Raw genomic sequence first — 22,955 nt, forward strand, 5'->3', positions numbered from 1 at the left:
ACCGCACGCCCCTTAGCCCCCCTCCCCGACACGCCCCTGGAGCCTGCCCCCATGCACGACTTTCGCAGCGACACCGTCACCCACCCCACCCCGGCCATGCGCGAGGCCATGCAGCACGCGCTGCTGGGCGATGACGTCTTCGGCGACGACCCCTCCGTCAACGCGCTGCAGGAGCACGCCGCGCAGATGCTCGGCTTCGATGCCGCGCTGTTCACCCCCAGCGGCACGCAGGCCAACCTGATCGCCCTCATGGGCCACTGCCAGCGCGGCGACGAGGCCATCGTGGGCCAGAACTGGCACACCTACCGCTGGGAAGGCGGCGGCATGGCGGCGCTGGGCTCCATCCAGCCGCAGCCCATCGAGAACCGGGCCGACGGCACCCTGTGCCTGCGCGACATCGCGGCGGCCATCAAGCCCGACGATCCGCACTTCGCGCGCACCCGCCTCGTGGTGCTGGAAAACACCGCCAGCGGCCAGGTGCTGCCCAACCCCTACATCGCCGACGTGGCGCAGCTCGCGCGCAGCCGCGACCTCTCCATGCACCTCGATGGCGCCCGCCTCTTCAACGCCGCCGCGGCCAACGCCACGGCCCACGGCACCGACGTGTACGACGAGGCGCGCACCATCTGCATGCACTTCGACTCCGCCTCGGTCTGCCTCAGCAAGGGCCTGGGCGCGCCCGTGGGCTCGCTGCTGCTGGGCACGCACGACTTCATCGCCCACGCGCGGCGCACGCGCAAGATGCTGGGCGGCTCGATGCGGCAGATCGGCATGCTGGCGGCGGCCGGCCACTACGCGCTGGACCACCACGTGCGCCGCCTGGCCGACGACCACGCCCTGCTGCGCACGCTGGCCGAGGGCCTGGCCGAAGCGGGCCGCAGCCACCCCGTGCTGCGCCGGCGCCTGGCCGTGGCCTCGGCCCACACCAACATCCTCTTCACCGACGTGCACTCCGACATCGCCCCGGCGCTCATGGCGTGGCTGGCGCACCACGGCGTGTGCGTGACGCGCAGCCTCTGCGGCGGCCAGATCCGCCTGCGCTGGGTCACCCACCTCAACGTGGGCCCGGAGGACGTGGCCCATACGCTGGCCTGCGTGGAACAGTTCAGTGGCTGATGTCTGTCTTTTGCTATTCTTTATATAGCAAACAAACCAATAAATACGGCGACATGGAAGCGTTTCACCCCTGAAACGCTCCCAAGGGGGCGCACCGGGGCCCGCTCAGGGCGCTGGATACGTCCGCGCGCCGAAGATCCCGCTGCCCACGCGCACCAGGGTGCTGCCGGCGTGGATGGCGGCCTCCAGGTCCGCCGTCATGCCCAGCGAAAGCGTGTCGAACACCTCCATGCCCTCGCCGCCGGCCGCGCGCAACTGGTCGAACAGCGCCCGGGCCCGCAGGTGCACGGCAAGCTGCGCCGCGAAATCCGGCGCGGGCTCGGGAATGCCCATCAGCCCCCGCAGCCGCAGCGCCGGCAGCCGCGCCACGGCGCGCGCGAGGGCCTCGGCCTGCGCGGGCGGCACGCCGGCCTTGGTGGCGCCGCCGTCCACGTTCACCTGGATGCACACCTGCAGCGGCGGCAGGTGCGTCGGCCGCTGCTGCGAGAGGCGCTCGGCGGTCTTGAGCCGGTCCACCGTGTGCACCCAGTCGAAGTGCTCGGCCACCAGCCGCGTCTTGTTGCTCTGCACCGGGCCGATGCAGTGCCACTCCAGCGGCGCGGGCAAGCCTGCCCCGGGGCCGCGCAGGGCGGCCATCTTCTCCACCGCCTCCTGGATGTAGTTCTCGCCGAAAGCGCGCTGCCCGGCGATCGCCGCCTCGCGCACCGCGTGCGGGCCGAATGTCTTGGAAACGGCCAGCAGCCGCACCTGTGAAACGGGCCGTCCGGCCGCCTCGCAGGCCCGCGCGATGCGGTCCGAAACCCCTTGGATGTTGTTATCAATCGTCGTCATAATGCTTGCTCTCTAGCGTACCAAACGACCAAGGGCTCTCGTGGACATCACCCAACTGCTCGCTTTCAGCGTGAAGAACAAGGCCTCCGACCTGCACCTGTCCGCAGGGCTGCCGCCGATGATCCGGGTCCACGGGGACGTGCGGCGCATCAACGTCGATGCACTGGACCACAAGACCGTCCACGCCATGGTGTACGACATCATGAGCGACGCGCAGCGCAAGGTGTACGAAGAGTTCCTGGAGGTGGACTTCTCCTTCGAGATCGAGGGCCTCGCCCGCTTCCGCGTCAACGCCTTCAACCAGAACCGCGGCGCGGCCGCCGTGTTCCGGACCATCCCGAGCAAGATCCTCACGCTGGAGCAGCTGAACGCGCCCAAGATCTTCGCCGACCTCGCGCTCAAGCCGCGCGGCCTCGTGCTGGTGACGGGCCCCACGGGCTCGGGCAAGTCCACCACGCTGGCCGCCATGGTCAACCACCTCAACGAAACCGAGTACGGCCACATCCTCACGGTGGAGGACCCGATCGAATTCGTGCACGAGTCCAAGAAGTGCCTGATCAACCAGCGCGAGGTGGGGCCGATGACGCTGTCGTTCGCGGCCGCGCTGAAATCCGCGCTGCGCGAAGATCCTGACGCCATCCTCGTGGGCGAAATGCGCGACCTCGAAACCATCCGCCTCGCCATGACCGCCGCCGAGACGGGCCACCTCGTGTTCGGCACCCTGCACACCTCCAGCGCCGCCAAGACCATCGACCGGATCATCGACGTGTTCCCCGCCGAAGAGAAGGAAATGGTGCGCGCCATGCTCTCCGAATCGCTGCAGGCCGTGATCTCGCAGACGCTGTGCAAGACCAAGGACGGCCAGGGCCGGGTTGCCGCGCACGAGATCATGCTGGGCACCAGCGCCATCCGCAACCTGATCCGCGAGGCCAAGGTGGCGCAGATGTACTCCACCATCCAGACCAGCAGCAGCGTGGGCATGCAGACGCTGGACCAGAACCTCATCGACCTCGTCCGGCGCAACATCATCAGTCCCGCGGAAGCCCGCGGCAAGGCCAAGATCCCCGAGAACTTCCCGGGCTGACCGGCGGGCCGCCGGCCCTTCCTTTTTGACCCCCCGCGGCGGAATCACCGCCGCGCACCGGAGCACTTCCCATGAAAGGCATCCTTCGCCTGCTCAAAGCCAAGACCCTCGGCAACAAGCCCAGCGGCGAAGGCGGCAGCGACTCGGTCTTCTTCACCACGGCGTTCGCCGGCCAGGGCGTGGACACCTCCATGCTGGTGCCCTGGGAGGCACGCGCCGGCGAGATCGGTGCCCAGCGCCTGGCCGAGAGCCGGGGCGGCAAGCTGCTGCAGGCACTCTGGTCCAAGGACCGCTACATGGCGCACCTGGACGCGAGCGCGGTCGAGCGCATGGAGCGCTTCTTCCAGTTCGCGGCGGTGCCCGCGAGCCGCGACGTGATCCGGCAGGACGAATACGGCAACTTCATGGTCGTGCTGCTCACCGGCACCATCGCCGTGGACCGCGTCCAGCCCTGGGGCGAGCACCTGCGCCTGGCCGAGACGCGCCCGGGCGACATCCTGGGCGAGATGTCGCTGCTCGACAGCGGCATCCGCTTCTCCGCCTGCACCACGCTCACCGACTGCGAGATCGCCGTGCTCAGCGCCGAGGCGCTGGACGACATGATGGCCAAGGACCCCCAGCTCGCCGCCAGCCTGGTGGCGTTGCTCGCGCGCAAACTGTCGCTGCGCCTGCGCGTCGTGAGCGCCCGCCTGAGTGACAATCAACGGTAGAACGGCCCCAGCGGACCGACCGGAGAAACACGCATGGAACGCGATCAGGCCAGCAAATTCATCAACGACCTGCTCAAGCTCATGGTGAGCCGCGGCGGCAGCGACCTGTTCATCACGGCGGAATTCCCGCCCGCCATCAAGGTGGATGGCAAGGTCACCAAGGTTTCTCCGCAGCCGCTCACCCCCGCCCACACGCTCACCCTGGCGCGGGCCATCATGAGCGACAAGCAGGTGGCGGATTTCGAGCGCACCAAGGAGTGCAATTTCGCCATCTCGCCGGCCGGCATCGGGCGCTTCCGCGTCAATGCCTTCATCCAGCAGGGCCGCGTCGGCATGGTGCTGCGCACGATTCCGCTCACCCTGCCCACCATCGACGGCCTGGGCGTGCCGCAGGTGCTCAAGGAAATCACGATGGCCAAGCGCGGGCTGTGCATCCTGGTGGGCGCGACCGGCTCGGGCAAGTCCACCACGCTCGCGGCCATGGTGGACTGGCGCAACGAGAACTCCTTCGGCCACATCATCACCGTGGAAGACCCGATCGAATTCGTGCACCCGCACAAGAACTGCGTGATCACGCAGCGCGAGGTGGGCCTCGATACCGACAGCTGGGAAGCCGCCCTCAAGAACACGCTGCGGCAGGCCCCCGACGTGATCCTGATGGGCGAAATCCGCGACCGCGAGACCATGGAGCACGCGGTAGCCTTCTCCGAGACCGGCCACCTGTGCCTGGCCACGCTGCACGCCAACAGCGCCAACCAGGCGCTGGACCGGATCATCAACTTCTTCCCCGAAGAGCGCCGCGCGCAGCTGCTCATGGACCTGTCGCTGAACCTGCGCGCCATGGTGTCGCAGCGCCTCATCCCCAAGCAGGACGGCAAGGGCCGCGCCGCGGCGGTGGAGGTCATGCTCAACACGCCGCTCATCGCCGACCTGATCTTCAAGGGCGAGGTCGCCGAGATCAAGGAGATCATGAAGAAGAGCCGCAACCTGGGCATGCAGACCTTCGACCAGTCGCTCTTCGACCTGTTCGAGGCCAACGTCATCAGCTACGAAGACGCCCTGCGCAACGCCGACTCGCTCAACGACCTGCGCCTGCAGATCAAGCTCGGCAGCCAGCGCGCCAAGACCACCGACCTGGCGTCAGGCACCGAGCACTTCGCGATCGTCTGACCCCCCCCCTCACCCATCCGCCCGCCCTTGCCCGGCGGGTTTTTCTTTTGTCACGATCCACGCCACAGGAGACTCCCCATGCCATCCAGCACGAATCCGCGCAGCTACGACGCCACCCCTGCGCGCAAGGTCGCCTTCCTGGGCCTGGGCGTCATGGGCTATCCCATGGCGGGGCACCTGGCGCTCGCCGGCCACCAGGTCACCGTCTACAACCGGACCGCTACCAAATCAATAGCATGGTGTGCAGAATTCTCGGCGACATCGGGCGCAAAACATGCCCCAACGCCCCGCGAGGCGGCCCAGGGCGCCGACATCGTCTTTTGCTGCGTGGGCAACGATGACGACCTGCGCTCCGTCGTGCTGGGCGCCGACGGCGCCTTCGCCGGCATGCAGCCCGGCGCCCTCTTCGTGGACCACACCACCGCCTCGGCCGAGGTGGCCCGCGAGCTGGATGCCGCCGCCCGCACCCTGGGGCTGCGCTTCATCGACGCCCCCGTCTCGGGCGGCCAGGCCGGCGCGCAGAACGGCCAGCTCACCGTCATGTGCGGCGGCGACGCGGACGCCTTCGAGGCCGTGCGCCCCACGGCCCTGGCCTTCTCGCGCGCCTTCACCCGCATCGGCGACAGCGGCGCCGGCCAGCTCGCCAAGATGGTCAACCAGATCTGCATCGCTGGCCTCGTGCAGGGGCTGTCGGAAGCCATCGCCTTCGGCCAGCACGCGGGCCTGGACATGGCGCTGGTACTCGACGTGATCGGCAAGGGCGCCGCGCAGAGCTGGCAGATGGACAACCGCGGCAAGACCATGGTCGAGGGCCGCTTCGACTTCGGCTTCGCCGTGGACTGGATGCGCAAGGACCTCGGGCTGGTGCTGGACGAGGCCCACCGCAACGGCGCGCGCCTGCCGGCGACGGCCCTGGTGGACCAGTTCTACGCCGACGTGCAACAGGCCGGCGGCGGCCGCTGGGACACCTCCAGCCTCATCACGCGCCTGGGCCGCAAAAAGCCCGGCGCCTGACGGCAAAAACCCCGTGCCCGCGGGGCGCCATGCGCGCCTGCGAAATGCACGGGGCCCGGAAGGCGGCAGGCCGCGGTCAGCGCGACTGCGTCGCCGCCGGATCGGTCGTCACCGGCGCGGGGCGCTGCGGCTGCTGCGCGAAGCCGCGCTCCAGCTCTTCCTGCGTGATGATCTCGAACACGCGCACCACCTTGCGCACGTCGTTCACGCCGCGCGTGATCTCGGTCGCGCGATCGGCTTCGCGCTGCGTGACGCGGCCCATGAGGTAGACCGTGTTGCGCTCGGTGACCACCTTGAACGCGGACGCGAACAGGTCCTTGGCATCCACGAGGCTCGCGCGCACCTTGCCGGTGATCAGCGTGTCGTTGGAGCGCTGCGTGAACGTGGTCGCGGGCATCACGGCCAGATCGTTCACCACCGAACGCACGTTCTCGACGGCCAGCACCGTCTGCTCCGCGCGCTCCCGATCCTGCTGCGAGGGCACCTCGCCGGTCAGCAGGACCTGGCGGTTGTAGCTCGTCACGTTCACGTGCACGCGCTCGCCGAAGGCATCGCGCAGCCGGTTGCCGGCGCGCATCTCGATGCCCTCGTCCTCCACCTGCGTGCCGGCGGTACGCCGGTCGGCGGCCATCAGGGTGCCCATCGCGGCGCCTCCGATCACCAGGGGCGCGCACGCCGAAAGCGCCGTCCCGAGGGCCACGGCGGCCAGCACGGCGCTGGCGGTACGGGTCATCGTCTGCAAGGTCATAGCGGTATCTCCTGTTCACCAAATAACTGGGCATCCACGCCATCGCACAGGCAGTGCAGCACGAGCGCGTGGACCTCGCGCACGCGGGCGGCGCGGTCGTGGGGGACGCTGATCAGCACGTCGGTCTCGCGCAGCAGGCCTGCCAGCGCGCCGCCGGAGCGCCCCGTGAGGGCGACCACGGTCATGTCGCGCTCGTGGGCGGCCTCGGCGGCCTCCACCAGCGCGGCATCCGAGCCGGCGCCGCCATCGGACACCGCCAGCAGGACATCGCCCGCCTGCCCCAGCGCCCGGACCTGGCGCGCCAGCACCTGCGCGTCGCCACCCGGCGCGCCCGGCGTGGCCCAGAGGGCGTCCGGCTCCAGCGCGACGGCCGCCAGCTCGGGCCGCTCGCGCTCGAAGCCGGCCACGCAGAGCGCGGCGAACTGGCGGGCCTGCGCAGACGACGTGCCGCTGCCGCAGGCCAGCACCTTGGCGCCGCTCGTGACGCAGGCCAGGATGGCCTGCACGGCCGATCCGATCGGCTGGCTGAGAAGTTGCGCAGCCTGGTACTTGAGATCCGCGCTGTCGATGAAATGCTGTTGAATGCGTTGCTCGAGCATGGAGCGCGATGATAACTGCCGGGTGTTATCGCTTTTGTAGCAAAGGGTTGATGCGGGACGCCGGCCATCGCCCCATGGCGCTGTCAGCCTGCATGCCGCCGCCGCCGCTATCCCGCATCGAACGCCGCGCGCAGCCACTGCACCTGCGTGCCCTCCACCAGCACCGCGTCGAAGCGGCACGGAGGCGGCGACGGCAGGCGCATGAGATAGTGCCGCGCGGCGAACACGATGCGCCGCTGCTTCGCCACGCCGATGCTGGCCGCCGCGCCGCCGAACGCGCCGCCCGCGCGGCTGCGCACCTCGACGAAGACCAGCGTGCCGTCCCGCTCGCGCAGGATCAGGTCGATCTCCCCGCCGCCCCGCCCGGGCGTCCGATAATTGCGCGCCACGGGCCGCAGCCCCGCCGCCTGCAGATGGGCCAGCGCCCGGTCCTCGGCCGCCTGCCCCGCCGCCCGCGTCGTGGTGCCGCCCGGTTTTTTCCCAAGGAATCCCATTGAGCGCCTCTTTCGCTTCTGCCTTGCACGCCGCGCGCGACGCGGCCTCCGCGCAGCATTATCCGCAGGGCGCACTCTACGTCGTGGCGACGCCGATCGGCAATCTGGCCGACATCGCGCTGCGCGCCCTGCACGTGCTGCAACTGGTGGATGCCATCGCCTGCGAGGACACCCGGCACACCCAGGCCCTGCTGCGGGCCTACGGGATCGACAAGGCCCCGGCACAACTGCTGGCGGTGCACCAGCACAACGAAGCGGAAGCCGCGCAGGCCGTGGTGGCGCGCCTGCAGCGCGGCGAGCGCGTGGCCTATGTGAGCGATGCCGGCACGCCGGGCGTGAGCGATCCCGGGGCCCGGCTCGTCGCGGCGGCGCAAGCGGCCGGCCTGCGCTGCCTGCCCCTGCCGGGCGCCAGCAGCGTGACCGCTGCGCTCAGCGTGGCCGGTGCCGTCACCGCAGGGACCGCCGCGAACGCCGCGCTGTCCGGTGGATTCCTCTTCGCGGGCTTCCTGCCCACGCGCGGCGCCGAGCGTGCGGCGGCCGTGCAGGCCCTGGCCGCCGAACCACGCTGTACCGTGCTGCTGGAAGCCCCTCACCGCATCGGCGAACTCGCCGCGGCGCTGGCACCGCTGGGCGAGCGCTCCGTCACGCTCGCACGCGAGATCACCAAGCAGTTCGAGGAAATCGCCACCCAGCCGGCCCACGCGCTGGCCCCGTGGCTCGCGGCCGGCGGGCCATCCCGGTCCCGCGGTGAATTCGTCATCGTGGTCCACCCGGCCCCGCCACCTCCCGCGGACGATGCGGCACCGGAAGCCAGCCTCCGCGTGCTGCGCCTGCTGCTCGCCGAACTGCCGCTGAAAACCGCCGTGCGCCTGGCCGCCGACATCACCGGCGCCCCCCGCAATGCCCTGTACGACGCAGCCCTGGCACTGAAGCAGGAAGGCGCGGCGGACTGAAGCGCGCCTGTTCCCCTTCTCCCGCTACGCAGGAAAGGGGAGCGGCACCCATATGGTGTCCGCAGGCCCCGGCGCAAGGGCCACGGCGCAGGGCCTCTGTGGGACCCGCTGCCGCAGGAGCAAGACATGCGTCCATCGTCCGCGCGGCGAGGGGGGCAGAATGCGCCGCGCTCCTTCACCAAAGAGCACGCCCCCCGCCCCAGGGTGCCGGTGCTATCGAACCGTATAGGCCAGCCCCGCGGCCACCCCGCCGAACAGATCGCCCTCCACCTGCGGCACACCCGGGAACGCCGTGGCCAGCGCATCGCGCAGGGGGCGCAATGCGGAAGAGCCCCCCGTCAGGTATATGGCATCCACGCCCCCCGAAGCCCCCAATCCCGCGTCGCGAAGGCACTCACGGGCGCAGTCGACGATCTTTTGCAGCGGCGCCTGCAATTGCTCGGCCAGTGCTTGCGGAGTGACATGCGCCTGCAGATCCCGCTCCAGCCACTCCAGCATGATCGGAGCCTCGGCGCCACCGCTGGACGCCTGGATCTTCGCCTGCTCGACATGCTCGGCCAGGCGGTGGCCCCAGCGTTCCGTCAAGACCTCCATCAACCGATCGTGCAAGTGCGGCTCCAGGTAATCCGGCCGCAGCGACCGGGCTTCCGCCAGCGCACGCGGCGCATACAGCCACTGGATGAGGTGCCAGGTGGAGAGATCGAAAAACACCCGGCTCGGCACCTCGCGGCCCGAGGGGCCCCGGTGCCCCAGCCCCAGCAGCGGCATGACCTGCGCCCGACTCAACCGCTGGTCGAAATCCGTTCCGCCCAGGTGCACGCCGGCCGTGGCGAGGATGTCATCGCTGCGATCGGCACGCAGTGCTCGCTCGGGCCCCAGGCGGACGACCGTGAAATCCGAGGTTCCCCCGCCGATGTCCACCACCAGCACGCGCGTTTCCCGGTCCACACGCTGCTCGTAATCCAGCGCCGCAGCGATCGGCTCCAGCTGGAAGGAGACGTCCTGGAAACCCGCCTCGCGGGCCGCCTGCCTCAGCGCATTCTCGGCCAGCGTGTCCCGTTCGCTGTCTCCATCCACGAAATGCACCGGCCGCCCCAGGACCACGTGGGAAGGCACCTCCCCCGCCACATCGCGGACCCGCTCGGAGAGCAGGCGCAGAAACATCGCGATGATGTCCTGGTAGCTCACGAGCGCCCCGTGCACGGCGGTCTTGTCCTGCAGCAAAGCGCTGCCCAACAGGCTCTTGAGCGAACGCATCAGCCGCCCCTCCGTCCCCGCGAGGTACTGCGCAATCGCATCGCGGCCGGCATGGGTACGGGACTCCTCCGTGTTGAAGAACAGCGCCGTGGGCAACGTATGGAAACGGCCTTCCACCGGCACCATCTGCGCGCGTTCCCCATTCCTGCGCAGCGCCATCGCGGAGTTGGAGGTTCCGAAATCAATGCCGAGTGTGAGACTCATATGCGAATGGAGTGGGCAACCGCTGTGCCGTGGGGGCAGAACGAAAGAGAAGGCACAAAAACAAAAACGCCCACTGTTGAGTGGGCGTTTCTGACAGTGCTAGGCACCGTTATTTGGTTGCGCGAGAAGGATTTGAACCTCCGACCTTTGGGTTATGAGCCCAACGAGCTACCAGACTGCTCCATCGCGCGGTAAGAAATAAATTATAGCTTACTTTGCGGCTTCTGCGGAAGAATCTGCAATTTCTTCAGCCACTTCCGCATGTTCCACGAACTCCACGAAAGCCATCGGGGCATTGTCGCCCACGCGGAAGCCCATCTTCAGGATACGGGTGTAGCCGCCGGGACGGGCCTTGAACAGAGGACCCAGCACGTTGAAGAGCTTGGTCACGCTGTCGCGGTCGCGCAGGCGGTTGAATGCCAGACGGCGGTTCGCCACCGTATCTTCCTTGGCCAGGGTGATCATCGGCTCGATCACGCGGCGCAGTTCCTTGGCCTTGGGCACAGTGGTCTTGATGGCCTCGTGCTGGATCAGCGAGTTCATCATGTTCTGCAGCATCGCAAGGCGGTGCGAGCTGGTGCGGTTGAGTTTGCGAAGGCCGTGACGGTGGCGCATGGTGCTTTCCTTATGGTGAATTAAATCAGGCAGCCGGATCAGGTACTGCCCGAGGCACTGGCCCATGGAAGGGCCGAATGGGTTGCTCTGCCGAATTAACGCTTGTCCAGGCCGGCCGGTGGCCAGTTCTCGAGCTTCATGCCCAAGGTGAGGCCACGCGAGGCCAGCACTTCCTTGATCTCGTTGAGAGATTTCCGGCCCAGGTTCGGGGTCTTCAGCAGTTCGTTCTCGGTGCGCTGGATCAGATCACCGATGTAGTAAATGTTCTCCGCCTTGAGGCAGTTCGCGGAACGCACGGTCAGTTCCAGCTCGTCCACGGGACGCAGCAGGATCGGATCGAAGGTGGCGCTGCCACGCGGGCCTGCAGGTGCATCGAAAGCAGCCAATTCGCCACCTTCCAGCTGTGCAAACACCGCCAGTTGCTCCACCAGGATCTTGGCGGAAGCGCGCACGGCATCTTCCGCGGTGATCGCGCCATTGGTCTCGATCTCGACCACCAGCTTGTCCAGGTCCGTGCGCTGCTCCACACGAGCGCTTTCCACCGTGTAGCTCACGCGCTTGACGGGAGAGAAGGAGGCATCCAGAACGATGCGGCCGATCGACTTCGTCGATTCGTCGGCATAGCGCCGCAGGTTGCCCGGCACATAGCCACGGCCCTTCTCGACCTTGATCTGCATGTCCAGCTTGCCGCCTTGCGACAGATGGGCGATCACATGGTCCGGGTTGACGATTTCAACGTCATGGGGCGTCTGGATGTCACGCGCCGTGACCACGCCCTCACCGTCCTTGCGCAGGCTCAGCGTCACTTCATCGCGATTGTGAAGTTTGAACACCACGCCCTTGAGGTTCAGGAGGATGTTGACCACGTCTTCCTGAACACCGTCGATCGACGAGTACTCGTGCAGCACGCCCGCGATCGTCACTTCCGTTGCTGCGTAACCCACCATGGACGACAGCAACACACGCCGAATGGCATTTCCGAGCGTGTGACCATAGCCACGCTCGAAAGGCTCCAGCGCTACTTTTGCGCGGTTATGGCCCAGCTGCTCGACGTTGATCGTCTTGGGTTTCAGCAAATTGGTTTGCATGCAGACTTCCTCTCAATACCCCCAGCTCGTTACACCGGTAAGGCTGGCGAAGCACCCGTACCGCGATGCCTCGCGATACGGGAAACAGTTTCTATCGATGAGCGCTGTTCAATTAGCGCGAATACAACTCAACGATCAGAGACTCGTTGATATCTGCACCAAACTCATCGCGATCGGGCGTCTTCTTGAAGGTCCCTTCGGCTTTGTCGATATTGACCTCGACCCAAGCCGGCATGCCGACTTGCTGGGCCAGTTGCAGTGCTTCGATCACTCGGGCCTGCTTCTTGGACTTCTCACGCACGGCCACCACATCGCCCGCCTTCACGAGGTAGGACGCAATGTTCACCGACTGACCATTCACCGTGATGGCCTTGTGGGACACGAGCTGGCGAGCCTCTGCACGGGTGGAACCGAAGCCCATGCGGTACACGACGTTGTCCAGGCGGGATTCGAGCAGCGTCAGCAGATTGGCGCCGGTGTTGCCCTTGCGGCTGTCGGCTGCTTCGAAATAGCGACGGAATTGCTTTTCGAGCACACCGTACATGCGCTTGACCTTTTGCTTCTCGCGCAGCTGCAGACCGTAGTCGGACGTGCGGGCGCCGGAAGTACGGCCATGCTGACCGGGCTTGGAGTCGAACTTGGCCTTGTCCGCAATGGAGCGGCGTGCGCTCTTCAGGAACAGGTCGGTGCCTTCACGGCGGGAGAGTTTGGCCTTGGGGCCGAGATAACGTGCCACTTGAGCTTCCTTGAATTGTCATCTACCGCGGCAAAAACGCGGGAGCCACCCGCACCATGCCGAAAGGCATGCATCGGGTGGCGGTGGGCTTACGAAAAAATCAGATGCGACGGCGCTTCTGAGGGCGGCAGCCGTTGTGGGGCACCGGCGTCACATCGGAAATCGAGGTGATGCGAATACCGAGCGCGCCCAGGGCACGCACCGAAGATTCGCGACCAGGACCGGGGCCCTTGATCTCGACGTCGAGGTTCTTGATGCCCTGTTCGATCGCTGCGCGACCGGCCACCTCGGAAGCCACCTGGGCCGCGAACGGCGTGGACTTGCGGGAACCCTTGAAACCTTGGCCACCGGAAGAGGCCCAGGACAAGGCATTGCCTTGGCGATCAGTGATCGTGATGATCGTGTTATTGAACGATGCGTGCACGTGCGCGATGCCGTCGGAGACGTTCTTGCGGACCTTCTTGCGAACACGCTGTGCGGCGTTATTGGCGGGAGACTTGGCCATGTGGTTCTTTCAGTCTGCTTACTTCTTGAGCGCTGCGGCACCCTTGCGCGGACCCTTGCGGGTGCGGGCGTTGGTGCGGGTGCGCTGGCCACGCATCGGCAGGCCGCGACGATGGCGGAAGCCGCGGTAGCAGCCGATGTCCATCAAGCGCTTGATGTTCATCGTGGTTTCGCGACGCAGATCACCTTCGATGGTGAATTGCGCGATCTGGTCGCGGATTTTTTCGAGATCGCCATCCGTCAGATCTTTGATCTTCTTGGAATAAGCGATGCCACATGCTTCGCAGATCTTGCGAGCGCGCGTACGGCCAATGCCGTAGATAGCCGTCAGGCCAATTTCAGCGTGCTGATGCGGCGGGATGTTGATGCCAGCGATACGTGCCATTTGCGTCCTCTAAACTTCTCAATCAACCTTGGCGTTGCTTGTGGCGCATGTCTGTGCAAATGACGCGCACCACACCCTTGCGACGGATGATCTTGCAGTTGCGGCAGATTTTCTTGACCGAAGCCGAAACTCTCATTTCACTCTCCTAAAACTCTTCCAATCGTTCCGGCCAAACGCGGAACACGATACGTGCCCGCGATGGTTCGAAGGGCATCCATTAACCGTCACATACAGGAGGCGAACCCGCGACTATATCGCATCCGCTCCCACTCCGCCAGACCTCAAGTGCCTGGTGTTGTCTTGAAGTTGGCCTTCTTGAGCAACGACTCATACTGCTGGGACATCATGTAGTTCTGCACCTGGGCCATGAAGTCCATGGTGACAACCACGATGATCAGCAGAGACGTACCACCAAAATAGAACGGTACGTTGTATTTCAGAATCAGGAATTCGGGCAGCAGGCAGACGAAGGTGATGTACACCGCGCCAGCCAGCGTCAGCCGAACCAGGATCCTGTCGATATAGCGGGCCGTGTGTTCTCCGGGACGAATGCCGGGAATGAACGCACCGCTCTTCTTCAGGTTGTCTGCCGTCTCCCGGCTGTTGAATACCAGTGCCGTGTAGAAGAAGCAGAAGAACACGATCGCGGCGGCGTAAAACATCACATAGATGGGCTGACCAGGGGTCAGGGCACCCGAGATGTCACGCAGCCAGCGCATCGATTCACCCGCACTGAACCAGTTCACGATCGTGGCAGGCAGCAGGATGATGGACGACGCGAAGATCGGCGGAATCACGCCTGCCATGTTGAGCTTCAACGGCAGATGGGAAGATTGCCCGCCATAAACCTTGTTGCCCACTTGGCGGCGTGCATAGTTCACCAGGATCTTGCGCTGCCCACGCTCCACGAACACCACGAAGTAGGTCACCAGCGCCACCACGATGACGATGAAGATGGCCGCGATGATGCTCATGGCACCTGTGCGGACCAATTCAAGCAAGCCCCCGATGGAGCTGGGCAGACCCGCGGCAATGCCGGAGAAGATGAGTATCGAGATACCGTTGCCCAGGCCGCGTTCCGTGATCTGCTCACCCAGCCACATGAGGAACATGGTGCCGGCCGTGAGACTCACGACCGCCGTGAGGCGGAACCCGAAACCAGGACTCAGAACCAGCCCTGCCGAACTCTCCAACGCCACGGCAATGCCCAACGATTGGAAGATGGCCAAGCCCAGTGTTCCATAGCGCGTGTACTGCGTGATCTTCCTGCGCCCTGCTTCGCCCTCTTTCTTCAATTGCTCGAAAGTAGGCAAAACATAGGTCATCAACTGCATGATGATCGATGCCGAGATGTACGGCATGATCCCCAGTGCGAACACCGTGAAGCGGGACAGCGCCCCGCCCGAGAACATGTTGAACAGGTTCAGGATCCCGCCCTGTTGCCCACTGAACAGCTGCTGCAACTGGGCCGGATCGATACCAGGCACCGGAATATGCGCTCCGATGCGGTACACGATCAAGGCCAGAAGCAGAAAAACCAGCCGACGACGAAGGTCGCCGAACTTTCCGGTCTTTGCAATCGAAGCTGCACTAGTAGCCACGGATGGGTTCCTTACTCAGCGACAAATCAGGCCAGGCTGCCGCCGGCAGCTTCGATGGCTGCCTTGGCGCCTGCCGTGGCGCCCACGCCATTCAGCTTCACGGCCTTGGTGATTTCACCGCTCTTGATGATCTTCACCACCTTGACCAGCTCACCGACCAGGCCTGCACTCTTCAGCGCCAGCACATCGATCTCTGCGAGATCCAGCTTCTGCAGAGCCGTGAGGGTGACTTCCGCGTTGAACTTCAGCAGGTGCGACTTGAAGCCGCGCTTCGGAAGGCGACGCTGCAGAGGCATCTGACCGCCCTCGAAGCCCACCTTGTGATAGCCGCCCGAACGCGATTTCTGGCCTTTGTGGCCACGCCCGGCGGTCTTGCCGAGCCCGGATCCGATGCCGCGGCCGACACGGCGCTTGGCATGCTTGGCTCCGTCTGCGGGCTTGATGCTATTGAGTTCCATCATTCACCTCAGAGGATCTTGACCAGGTAGCTGATCTTGTTAATCATGCCGCGCACTTCGGGCGTGTCCTTGAGCTCGCTGATGCTGTTCAGCTTGCGCAGGCCCAGACCACGGACGGTGGCACGGTGCGATTCCTTGGTGCCGATGGGGCTGCGCACCAGTTGAATCTTCACGGTTTGTTGGGTAGTCATTTACTCAGCTCCGTTCAGGCGAAGATGTCTTCGACCGTCTTGCCGCGCTTGGCCGCCACTTCCGCAGGGGTCGTGGAATTCACCAGCGCGTCGAACGTGGCACGAACCATGTTGTAGGGGTTGGAAGAACCGTGGCTCTTGGCCACGATGTCCGTCACGCCCAGCACTTCGAACACGGCACGCATCGGGCCGCCGGCGATGATGCCGGTACCCTTGGGGGCCGGTGCCATCATCACGACCGCAGCGCCATGGTGGCCCGTCACGTTGTGATAGATCGTGCCGTTCTTCAGCGACACCTTCACCATGTTGCGACGGGCTTCTTCCATCGCCTTCTGCACAGCAGCGGGCACTTCCTTGGACTTGCCCTTGCCCATGCCAACACGACCGTCACCGTCGCCGACCACCGTCAGTGCGGCGAAGCCGAGGATACGACCGCCCTTCACGACCTTGGTCACGCGGTTGACCGCGATCATCTTCTCGCGCAGACCGTCGTCACGACCTTCGTCTTGCACTTTGGGTTGAAATTTAGCCATTTTGTATTCCGCTCCGCTTAGAACTGCAGGCCGGCTTCACGCGCAGCGTCTGCCAAGGCCTTCACGCGGCCATGGTAGGCAAAGCCTGCACGGTCGAATGCAACCTTCTCGATCCCGGCTGCCTTCGCCTTTTCGGCAATGCGCTTGCCGATGATCTGGGCCGCGGCGGCATTGCCGCCCTTGCCCGAACCACCGAGCGACTTGCGAACCTCGGCTTCTGCCGTGGACGCACTGGCGAGCACCTGGCTGCCGTCGCCGGAAATCACGCTGGCGTAGATGTGGAGGTTCGTACGATTCACCGTCAGACGGGCCACGCCTTGCTGTGCAATGCGAATGCGGGTCTGGCGCGAACGACGAAGACGCTGCTCTTTCTTGGTCAACATGCTGCAGCTCCTTACTTCTTCTTGGTCTCTTTGATCGTGACTTTTTCGTCCGCATAGCGAATGCCCTTGCCCTTGTAAGGCTCGGGCGGACGAACAGCACGGATCTCGGCGGCCAGCTGGCCCACGCGCTGACGATCAGCACCCTTGATGACGATTTCCGTCGGGGTGGGGGTCGCCACGGTGATGCCTGCGGGCATATCGAAGTTCACAGGGTGCGAATAGCCGACGTTCAGGTTCAGCTTGGCACCCGAGGCTTGGGCCTTGTAGCCCACGCCGATCAGGTTCAGCTTCTTTTCGAAACCCTTGCTGACGCCCAGCACCATGTTGTTCACGAGCTGGCGAATGGTGCCGCTCATGGCATTGGCTTCACGGGAGTCGTTGACAGGCTCGAAACTGAGCTTGCCATCCTTGTTGACAACCTTGACCAGACGGTTCTGGGCCACGGACAGCGTACCGCCCGCACCCTTCACGTTGATCTGGCTTTCGTTGATGGACACATCCACACCTGCGGGGATGGTCACCGGCATTTTTCCTACGCGGGACATTTCAGTTTTCTCCTCAATGCCACGTTTAAGCGACGTAGCAAAGCACTTCGCCACCGACACCGGTAGCACGCGCCTTGCGGTCGGTCATCACGCCCTTGGGGGTGGTGACGATTGCCACGCCGAGGCCATTCATGACCTGCGGAATGGAGTCACGGCCCTTGTACACGCGCAGGCCAGGGCGGCTGACGCGCTCGATGCGTTCGATCACCGGACGACCGGCGTAGTACTTCAGCGAAATTTCGAGTTCGGACTTGCCGTCTTCCGTTTTCACTTGGAAGCCGTCGATGTAACCCTCGTCCTTCAGCACTTGCGCGATGGCGATCTTCACTTTGGAAGAAGGCACGGAAACGGTGGCCTTGGACACCATTTGCGCATTGCGGATGCGGGTCAGCAAGTCGGCGATGGGATCACTCATGCTCATGTTGGTTCTCTCCTGCCTGCTTACCAGCTGGCCTTGGTGACACCCGGGATGTCACCGGCAAACGCCAATTCACGGATCTTGGCGCGTGCCAGGCCGAATTGGCGGAACGTGCCACGGGGACGGCCGGTGATTTCGCAGCGGTTGCGCTGGCGCGTCGGATTGGCGTTGCGGGGAAGCTTCTGCAAGCCGAGGCGAGCGGCTTCGCGCTCTTCGTCGCTGCGCTTGGCATCACCGGCGATGGCCTTCAGTTCCGCGTGCTTCGCGGCGTACTTGGCGGCCAGTTTTTCGCGCTTCAGTTCGCGCTGGATCAAAGCTACTTTAGCCATACGCTGCCTCAGTTCTTGAAGGGGAAACGGAAGCCTGCGAGGAGCGCCTTGGCTTCCTCATCGGTCTTGGCCGTCGTGGTGATGCTGATGTTCAGGCCGCGCAGGGCATCCACCTTGTCGTATTCGATTTCGGGGAAGATGATCTGCTCTTTAACGCCGATGTTGTAGTTGCCACGGCCGTCGAAGGCGCGGCCGGAGATACCACGGAAGTCGCGCACGCGGGGCAGCGCGATCGTCACGAAGCGATCCAGGAACTCATACATCTGAACGCCACGGAGCGTCACCATGCAGCCGATGGCTTGGCCTTCGCGGATCTTGAAGCCGGCGATGGCCTTCTTGGCCTTGGTCACCACGGGCTTCTGGCCGGCGATCTTGGTCAGATCGGCCACAGCGTTGTCCATCACCTTCTTGTCGGAAACAGCCTCGCTCACGCCCATGTTCAGGGTGATTTTCGTGAGACGGGGAACTTCCATCGACGAGGTGTAGCTGAACTGCTTGGTGAGTTCGGGAACGATTTTTTCGCGGTAGTGTTGTTGCAGTCGTGCCATGTTGACTCCTTAGGCCGCCTTGATTTCAGCGCCGCTGGACTTGAACACGCGAACGCGCGAACCATCCGCCTGCACCTTGATGCCCACGCGATCGGCCTTGCCGGTGGCAGCATTGAAGATGGCCACGTTGGACTGGTGGATCGGCATGGCCTTTTCCACGATGCCGCCGGTGGTGCCCTTCATGGGGTTCGGCTTGACGTGCTTCTTGACCAGGTTGATGCCTTCGATGACCAGATGAGAGTCATCCTTGCGCAGCGCCACAGTGCCGCGCTTGCCCTTGTCGCGCCCGGTAAGCACGATCACTTCGTCGCCCTTGCGAATCTTGTTCATGGCGCGTCCTCAGAGAACTTCGGGAGCCAGGGACACGATCTTCATGAAGCGCTCGGTACGCAGTTCACGCGTCACGGGGCCGAAGATGCGGGTGCCGATGGGCTCCAGCTTTGCATTCAGCAACACGGCTGCGTTGCCATCGAATTTGACGAGCGAGCCATCGCCACGGCGGATACCCTTTGCCGTGCGGACCACCACTGCGCTGTAAACCTCGCCCTTCTTGACGCGGCCACGCGGAGCAGCTTCCTTGATGCTCACCTTGATGATGTCGCCCACGCTGGCATAACGACGCTTGGAACCACCCAGCACCTTGATGCACAGGACGGACTTCGCGCCGGTATTGTCGGCAACGTCTAACCGAGATTCTGTCTGGATCATTTCAATATTCCCAACTTGCACCAGAAGATCGACAGCCCTGAAGAACTTCTCAGGGCCGCATATCAGCCGGTCAGTCTTGGGCCCGTCGTCCGCGATGCAAACCATTTGCATCGCTTCCCGCTGGGCAGAAATTTCGCGCTCATGAGAAACGCGAAGCCCTCGATTCTTTCAAAAAAGAGCGCAGGCGTCAAGCATCAGTGTGGTATTGCGAGATATTGGGCCGCCAGGGCCTCGAAGGCAGGCAGCCCGGGGTCCACGCCCAGCTCGTCGTGGAGGATTTTCGCCACGCCGGGCGCGACCCGCCGGGCCAGGGAGGCATCGAGGAACAGGAGCCGGCTGCGGCGCGCCAGCATGTCCTCCACGGTGCGGGCGTATTCGTGGCGCGCGGCGAACCGCACCATGGCCTCCGTCAGCCCGGGGAGCAGCGGATTGTCTGCCCCGGGAAGGGTGGCCAGGAATCCCGCCTCGCTGCCATAGGAATGGGCACCCTGGGCCGCTTCCATGCCGTGGCGGACGGGGCCATCGGGAGCCCCCACCACGGGAAGGCGCTGGGTCACCCCGCCGGGGCGCGCGGGCAGGAGCCCGGCCGTGAAGCATTTTTGCAACACATCCTCGGCCATGGCCCGGTAGGTCGTCCATTTCCCGCCGGTGACCGTGACCAATCCGCTGGTGCTGGCCAGCACGGTGTGCTCCCGGCTGATGCTCTTGGTGTTGCCGCCCTCGTCGTCCGGGGGGCGGACCAGGGGACGCAGCCCCACCCAGATGCTGCGCACATCCGCCGCGCCCGGTGCCCGGGTGAGGTAGCGGGCCGATTCACGCAGGATGAAGTCCACCTCCTCCTTGAAGGGCATGGGCTCTCGCTCCAGGTCCTGGCGCGGGCTGTCGGTCGTGCCCAGGATGAGCTTGCCGAGCCACGGCACGGCGAACAGCACGCGGCCGTCGGCGGTCTTGGGCACCATCAGCGCATGGTCGGACGGCAGGAAGTCGCGGTCCACCACGATGTGGACCCCCTGGCTGGGCGCCACGATGGGCTTGGCCGGCCGGCCGAGGGCCGCCGCGTCCTGCTGCCGGAGGCCGTCCACCCACACGCCCGTGGCATTGACGACGCAGCGGGCCCGCACGGTATGGCGGGCACCGGTCTCCGTATCCTCGCAGGTGAAGCCCGCCACCTTGCCGCCCTCGTGGATCAGCTCCCGCGCCGGACAGTAGTTGACCAGCAGCGCGCCCCGGAGGGCCGCGGTGCGGGCCAGCGCCAGGGCAAGGCGCGCATCGTCGAACTGCCCGTCCCAGTACTTGACCCCGCCCTTGAGGCCTTCGCGGCGCGCCGTGGGCAGCAGACGCAGGGTGCTATCGCGGCCGAGGAACTCGGTGGCGCCGAGCCCCGCCTTGCCCGCGAGGAGGTCATAGGCCTTCAGGCCCAGGCCGTAGAACGGCGTTTCCCAGTGGTGGTAGGAGGGCATGACGAAGGGCAGCGGCTGCGCGAGGTGCGGCGCATTGCCCAGCAGCGTGGTGCGCTCGTGCAGCGCCTCGCGCACCAGGGAGATGTTGCCCTGCGCCAGGTAGCGCACCCCCCCGTGCACCAGCTTGGTGGCCCGCGAGGAGGTGCCCTTGGCGAAGTCGTGGGATTCCACGAGCACCACGCTGAACCCGCGTGCCGCAGCGTCGAGCGCCACGCCCAGTCCCGTCGCCCCGCCGCCGATGACCGCCAGATCGTAGAGCCGGGGCTCGGCCAGCCGCGCCAGCAGGTCGGCGCGCACGGTGGGCAGGGGGGCGTTGGGGGTCGTCATGGGTGTGGATTGTCCATTCGGCGGCGCAAGAACCAAGGGTTAACCCTTGGTTTCATCCGCAAAAACAAACTCCCGCTCCATGCCCTGTCTCAGAAGGGCCGGGCGGGAGACGGCGAGGGCGGAAGCGGCCCCGGAAGGGCCGCCGGCGCTCAGCGCACCTTGCCGTCCTTCCAGGCCTGGAGCAGGCGGTCGTAGGCGATGGTTTCGCCCTTGGGCTTTTCGTTGGCGAGCTTCTTCCACGGGGCGTGCTGGTCGCTCAGCCACTTGTTGGGGTCGCCCTTGGGGTTGAGCTTGGGCGCGCAGCGGGCCATGCCGGCGCGCTCCAGGCGGGCCATGACCTGGTCCATCTCCTCGGCCAGCGTGTCCATGGCGCCCTGCGGGGTCTTTTCACCGGTGACGGCCTGGGCCACGTTCTTCCACCAGAGCTGCGCGAGCTTGGGATAGTCGGGCACGTTGTTGCCGGTGGGCGTCCAGGCCACGCGCGCCGGGCTGCGGTAGAACTCGACCAGGCCGCCCAGCTTGGGCGCCGCATCGGTCATGGCCTTGGAGCGGATGTCGGATTCGCGGATCGGCGTCAGGCCCGTGAGGGTCTTCTTGAGCGAGGTGGTCTTGGCGGTGACGAACTGGGCATAGAGCCAGGCGGCGGCCGTGCGGTTGGGGTCGTGGTCCTTGAAGAAGGTCCAGCTGCCCACGTCCTGGTAGCCGTTCTGCATGCCGTCCTTCCAGTACGGGCCGTTGGGGCCGGGGGCCATGCGCCACTTGGGCGAGCCGTCGGCATTGACCACGGGCAGGCCGGGCTTGGTCATGTCGGCGGTGAAAGCCGTGTACCAGAAGATCTGCTGCGCGATCTGGCCCTGCGCGGGCACGGGGCCGGATTCGGTGAAGGTCATGCCCAGGGCTTCCTTGGGCGCGTACTTCTTCATCCAGTCCACGTACTTGGTCAGCGCATAGACGGCGGCGGGCGAGTTGGTGGCGCCGCCGCGCGAGACGCTGGCGCCCACCGGGGTGCACTTGTCATCGGCCACGCGGATGCCCCACTCGTCCACCGGCAGGCCGTTGGGAATGCCCTTGTCGGCCGAGCCCGCCATCGAGAGCCAGGCATCGGTGAAGCGCCAGCCCAGCGAGGGGTCCTTCTTGCCGTAGTCCATGTGGCCGTAGATGGGCTTGCCGTCGATCTGCTTGACGTCGGTGCTGAAGAATTCGGCGATGTCCTCGTAGGCGCTCCAGTTCAGCGGCACGCCCAGGTCGTAGCCGTACTTGGCCTTGAACTTGTCCTTGAGGTCCTTGCGCTCGAACAGATCGGCGCGGAACCAGTAGAGGTTGGCGAACTGCTGGTCGGGCAGCTGGTACATCTGGCCGTCGGGCGCGGTGGTGAAGCTGCGGCCGATGAAGTCGTTGACGTCCAGACCCGGGTTGGTCCACTCCTTGCCCGCCTTGGCCATGTAGTCGGTGAGCGACATGATCTTGCCGTAGCGGTAATGCGTGCCGATGAGGTCGGAGTCGCTGATCCAGCCGTCATAGATGGACTTGCCCGACTGCATCGAGGTCTGCAGCTTCTCGACCACGTCGCCTTCCTGGATGAGATCGTGCTTGACGGTGATGCCGGTGATCTCGGCGAAGGCCTTGGCGAGCGTCTTGGACTCGTATTCGTGCGTGGTGAGGGTCTCGGAGACGACGGAGATTTCCTTCACCCCCTTGGCCTGCAGCTTCTTGGCCGCCTCGATGAACCATTTCATCTCGGCCATCTGCTGGTCCTTGCTGAGCGTGGACGGCTGGAATTCGCTGTCGATCCACTTCTTGGCCTCCGCCTCGCCGGCCCAGGCGGCCTGCCCGATCATCAGGGCCGTGGCGGCGAACGCCAGGGCGGTCAAACGCATCTTCATGACTGTCTCCTTGTAGGTGGGTGTCCCCTGCTGTCATTGCAACCGGCCGGCGGCCCCGGGGAT

At 65.3% G+C, this 22,955-nt stretch carries 30 protein-coding genes and 1 tRNA gene; 6 read left to right on the forward strand and 25 right to left on the reverse strand.

The features are described from left to right. Window positions 1-51: 51 nt before the first annotated feature. Window positions 52-1,116, forward strand: a complete 1,065-nt coding sequence (ltaE, locus tag AX018_RS09690) for a low-specificity L-threonine aldolase (RefSeq protein ID WP_111877083.1) — start codon at window positions 52-54, stop codon at window positions 1,114-1,116. Window positions 1,117-1,221: 105 nt separating this feature from the next. Here ltaE and AX018_RS09695 read toward each other — a convergent pair whose 3' ends face one another. Beyond that, window positions 1,222-1,947, reverse strand: coding sequence for a YggS family pyridoxal phosphate-dependent enzyme (locus tag AX018_RS09695; protein WP_111877084.1), 726 nt, complete (start codon window positions 1,945-1,947; stop codon window positions 1,222-1,224). A 40-nt stretch (window positions 1,948-1,987) separates the two neighbouring features. Between AX018_RS09695 and AX018_RS09700 the strand changes: the two genes are divergently transcribed. The 4 genes from AX018_RS09700 to AX018_RS09715 all read left to right on the forward strand — a co-directional run bounded on the left by AX018_RS09700 (window position 1,988) and on the right by AX018_RS09715 (window position 5,925). Next, entirely contained in the window at window positions 1,988-3,031 is a 1,044-nt protein-coding gene (locus tag AX018_RS09700; protein ID WP_111877085.1) for a type IV pilus twitching motility protein PilT, read from the forward strand. A gap of 71 nt (window positions 3,032-3,102) precedes the next feature. Further along, the gene (locus AX018_RS09705) at window positions 3,103-3,741 is read left to right on the forward strand and encodes a cyclic nucleotide-binding domain-containing protein (protein WP_111877086.1); all 639 of its coding nucleotides are present in this window, start codon (window positions 3,103-3,105) and stop codon (window positions 3,739-3,741) included. A 33-nt stretch (window positions 3,742-3,774) separates the two neighbouring features. Further along, window positions 3,775-4,911, forward strand: a complete 1,137-nt coding sequence (locus AX018_RS09710; RefSeq protein WP_111877087.1) for a PilT/PilU family type 4a pilus ATPase — start codon at window positions 3,775-3,777, stop codon at window positions 4,909-4,911. Window positions 4,912-4,989: 78 nt separating this feature from the next. Then, complete coding sequence (locus AX018_RS09715; RefSeq protein ID WP_111877088.1) at window positions 4,990-5,925, forward strand: NAD(P)-dependent oxidoreductase; 936 nt, start codon at window positions 4,990-4,992, stop codon at window positions 5,923-5,925. 76 nt (window positions 5,926-6,001) lie between these two features. Here the strand turns inward: AX018_RS09715 and AX018_RS09720 are convergent, their stop codons facing one another. The 3 genes from AX018_RS09720 to AX018_RS09730 form a co-directional block, all read right to left on the reverse strand. Then, window positions 6,002-6,673, reverse strand: a complete 672-nt coding sequence (locus tag AX018_RS09720) for a BON domain-containing protein (RefSeq protein ID WP_111877089.1) — start codon at window positions 6,671-6,673, stop codon at window positions 6,002-6,004. Continuing rightward, window positions 6,670-7,272 (reverse strand): SIS domain-containing protein, encoded by a 603-nt coding sequence (locus AX018_RS09725; protein ID WP_111877090.1) that lies wholly within the window; start codon window positions 7,270-7,272, stop codon window positions 6,670-6,672. The genes AX018_RS09720 and AX018_RS09725 overlap by 4 nt, the downstream gene beginning before the upstream one ends. Window positions 7,273-7,379: 107 nt before the next feature. Then, window positions 7,380-7,766: a YraN family protein gene (locus tag AX018_RS09730; protein ID WP_111877091.1), complete on the reverse strand. Its 387-nt coding sequence runs from the start codon at window positions 7,764-7,766 to the stop codon at window positions 7,380-7,382. On the opposite strand from AX018_RS09730, the gene rsmI reads away from it, so the two are divergent. Continuing rightward, window positions 7,766-8,719, forward strand: coding sequence for a 16S rRNA (cytidine(1402)-2'-O)-methyltransferase (gene rsmI, locus AX018_RS09735; RefSeq protein ID WP_111877092.1), 954 nt, complete (start codon window positions 7,766-7,768; stop codon window positions 8,717-8,719). The genes AX018_RS09730 and rsmI overlap by 1 nt on opposite strands. 213 nt (window positions 8,720-8,932) lie before the next feature. Here rsmI and AX018_RS09740 read toward each other — a convergent pair whose 3' ends face one another. The 21 genes from AX018_RS09740 to AX018_RS09840 form a co-directional block, all read right to left on the reverse strand. Further along, complete coding sequence (locus AX018_RS09740) at window positions 8,933-10,180, reverse strand: Hsp70 family protein (RefSeq protein WP_111877093.1); 1,248 nt, start codon at window positions 10,178-10,180, stop codon at window positions 8,933-8,935. 114 nt (window positions 10,181-10,294) lie between these two features. Beyond that, window positions 10,295-10,371 (reverse strand) — tRNA-Met (locus AX018_RS09745). 19 nt (window positions 10,372-10,390) lie between these two features. Then, a complete protein-coding gene (rplQ, locus tag AX018_RS09750; RefSeq protein WP_111877094.1) occupies window positions 10,391-10,795 on the reverse strand; it encodes a 50S ribosomal protein L17 in 405 nt (134 codons plus the stop codon). Window positions 10,796-10,890: 95 nt separating this feature from the next. Continuing rightward, on the reverse strand, window positions 10,891-11,883 hold the full coding sequence (locus AX018_RS09755; RefSeq protein WP_092952097.1) for a DNA-directed RNA polymerase subunit alpha: 993 nt from the start codon (window positions 11,881-11,883) through the stop codon (window positions 10,891-10,893). Window positions 11,884-11,995: 112 nt separating this feature from the next. Beyond that, a complete protein-coding gene (rpsD, locus tag AX018_RS09760; RefSeq protein ID WP_111877095.1) occupies window positions 11,996-12,619 on the reverse strand; it encodes a 30S ribosomal protein S4 in 624 nt (207 codons plus the stop codon). 100 nt (window positions 12,620-12,719) lie between these two features. Further along, a complete protein-coding gene (rpsK, locus tag AX018_RS09765; protein WP_011793799.1) occupies window positions 12,720-13,124 on the reverse strand; it encodes a 30S ribosomal protein S11 in 405 nt (134 codons plus the stop codon). 18 nt (window positions 13,125-13,142) lie between these two features. Beyond that, window positions 13,143-13,508, reverse strand: a complete 366-nt coding sequence (gene rpsM / locus AX018_RS09770) for a 30S ribosomal protein S13 (protein WP_111877096.1) — start codon at window positions 13,506-13,508, stop codon at window positions 13,143-13,145. Between the two features lie 22 nt (window positions 13,509-13,530). Next, the gene (gene rpmJ, locus AX018_RS09775; RefSeq protein ID WP_011793797.1) at window positions 13,531-13,644 is read right to left on the reverse strand and encodes a 50S ribosomal protein L36; all 114 of its coding nucleotides are present in this window, start codon (window positions 13,642-13,644) and stop codon (window positions 13,531-13,533) included. A gap of 145 nt (window positions 13,645-13,789) precedes the next feature. Next, a complete protein-coding gene (gene secY / locus AX018_RS09780) occupies window positions 13,790-15,109 on the reverse strand; it encodes a preprotein translocase subunit SecY (RefSeq protein WP_111877097.1) in 1,320 nt (439 codons plus the stop codon). A 26-nt stretch (window positions 15,110-15,135) separates the two neighbouring features. Then, window positions 15,136-15,567, reverse strand: coding sequence for a 50S ribosomal protein L15 (gene rplO / locus AX018_RS09785; RefSeq protein WP_111877130.1), 432 nt, complete (start codon window positions 15,565-15,567; stop codon window positions 15,136-15,138). A gap of 8 nt (window positions 15,568-15,575) precedes the next feature. Continuing rightward, window positions 15,576-15,758, reverse strand: coding sequence for a 50S ribosomal protein L30 (rpmD, locus tag AX018_RS09790; RefSeq protein ID WP_111877098.1), 183 nt, complete (start codon window positions 15,756-15,758; stop codon window positions 15,576-15,578). A gap of 14 nt (window positions 15,759-15,772) precedes the next feature. Continuing rightward, the gene (rpsE, locus tag AX018_RS09795) at window positions 15,773-16,291 is read right to left on the reverse strand and encodes a 30S ribosomal protein S5 (protein WP_111877099.1); all 519 of its coding nucleotides are present in this window, start codon (window positions 16,289-16,291) and stop codon (window positions 15,773-15,775) included. A 17-nt stretch (window positions 16,292-16,308) separates the two neighbouring features. Then, window positions 16,309-16,674, reverse strand: a complete 366-nt coding sequence (rplR, locus tag AX018_RS09800) for a 50S ribosomal protein L18 (protein ID WP_111877100.1) — start codon at window positions 16,672-16,674, stop codon at window positions 16,309-16,311. 11 nt (window positions 16,675-16,685) lie between these two features. Continuing rightward, the gene (gene rplF, locus AX018_RS09805; RefSeq protein WP_111877101.1) at window positions 16,686-17,219 is read right to left on the reverse strand and encodes a 50S ribosomal protein L6; all 534 of its coding nucleotides are present in this window, start codon (window positions 17,217-17,219) and stop codon (window positions 16,686-16,688) included. A 25-nt stretch (window positions 17,220-17,244) separates the two neighbouring features. Then, window positions 17,245-17,640, reverse strand: a complete 396-nt coding sequence (rpsH, locus tag AX018_RS09810) for a 30S ribosomal protein S8 (protein WP_111877102.1) — start codon at window positions 17,638-17,640, stop codon at window positions 17,245-17,247. Between the two features lie 20 nt (window positions 17,641-17,660). Beyond that, window positions 17,661-17,966, reverse strand: a complete 306-nt coding sequence (rpsN, locus tag AX018_RS09815) for a 30S ribosomal protein S14 (protein ID WP_111877103.1) — start codon at window positions 17,964-17,966, stop codon at window positions 17,661-17,663. 8 nt (window positions 17,967-17,974) lie between these two features. Further along, a complete protein-coding gene (gene rplE, locus AX018_RS09820) occupies window positions 17,975-18,514 on the reverse strand; it encodes a 50S ribosomal protein L5 (RefSeq protein WP_111877104.1) in 540 nt (179 codons plus the stop codon). Between the two features lie 9 nt (window positions 18,515-18,523). Continuing rightward, window positions 18,524-18,844: a 50S ribosomal protein L24 gene (gene rplX / locus AX018_RS09825; RefSeq protein WP_111877105.1), complete on the reverse strand. Its 321-nt coding sequence runs from the start codon at window positions 18,842-18,844 to the stop codon at window positions 18,524-18,526. A 9-nt stretch (window positions 18,845-18,853) separates the two neighbouring features. Beyond that, a complete protein-coding gene (rplN, locus tag AX018_RS09830; protein WP_013593070.1) occupies window positions 18,854-19,222 on the reverse strand; it encodes a 50S ribosomal protein L14 in 369 nt (122 codons plus the stop codon). A gap of 194 nt (window positions 19,223-19,416) precedes the next feature. Further along, a complete protein-coding gene (locus AX018_RS09835; protein WP_111877106.1) occupies window positions 19,417-21,009 on the reverse strand; it encodes a glycerol-3-phosphate dehydrogenase/oxidase in 1,593 nt (530 codons plus the stop codon). A gap of 149 nt (window positions 21,010-21,158) precedes the next feature. After that, complete coding sequence (locus AX018_RS09840) at window positions 21,159-22,892, reverse strand: ABC transporter substrate-binding protein (protein ID WP_111877107.1); 1,734 nt, start codon at window positions 22,890-22,892, stop codon at window positions 21,159-21,161. Between the last annotated feature and the right edge of the window lie 63 nt (window positions 22,893-22,955).

The organism is Paracidovorax anthurii (assembly GCF_003269065.1).
Classification (GTDB): domain Bacteria; phylum Pseudomonadota; class Gammaproteobacteria; order Burkholderiales; family Burkholderiaceae_C; genus Paracidovorax; species Paracidovorax anthurii.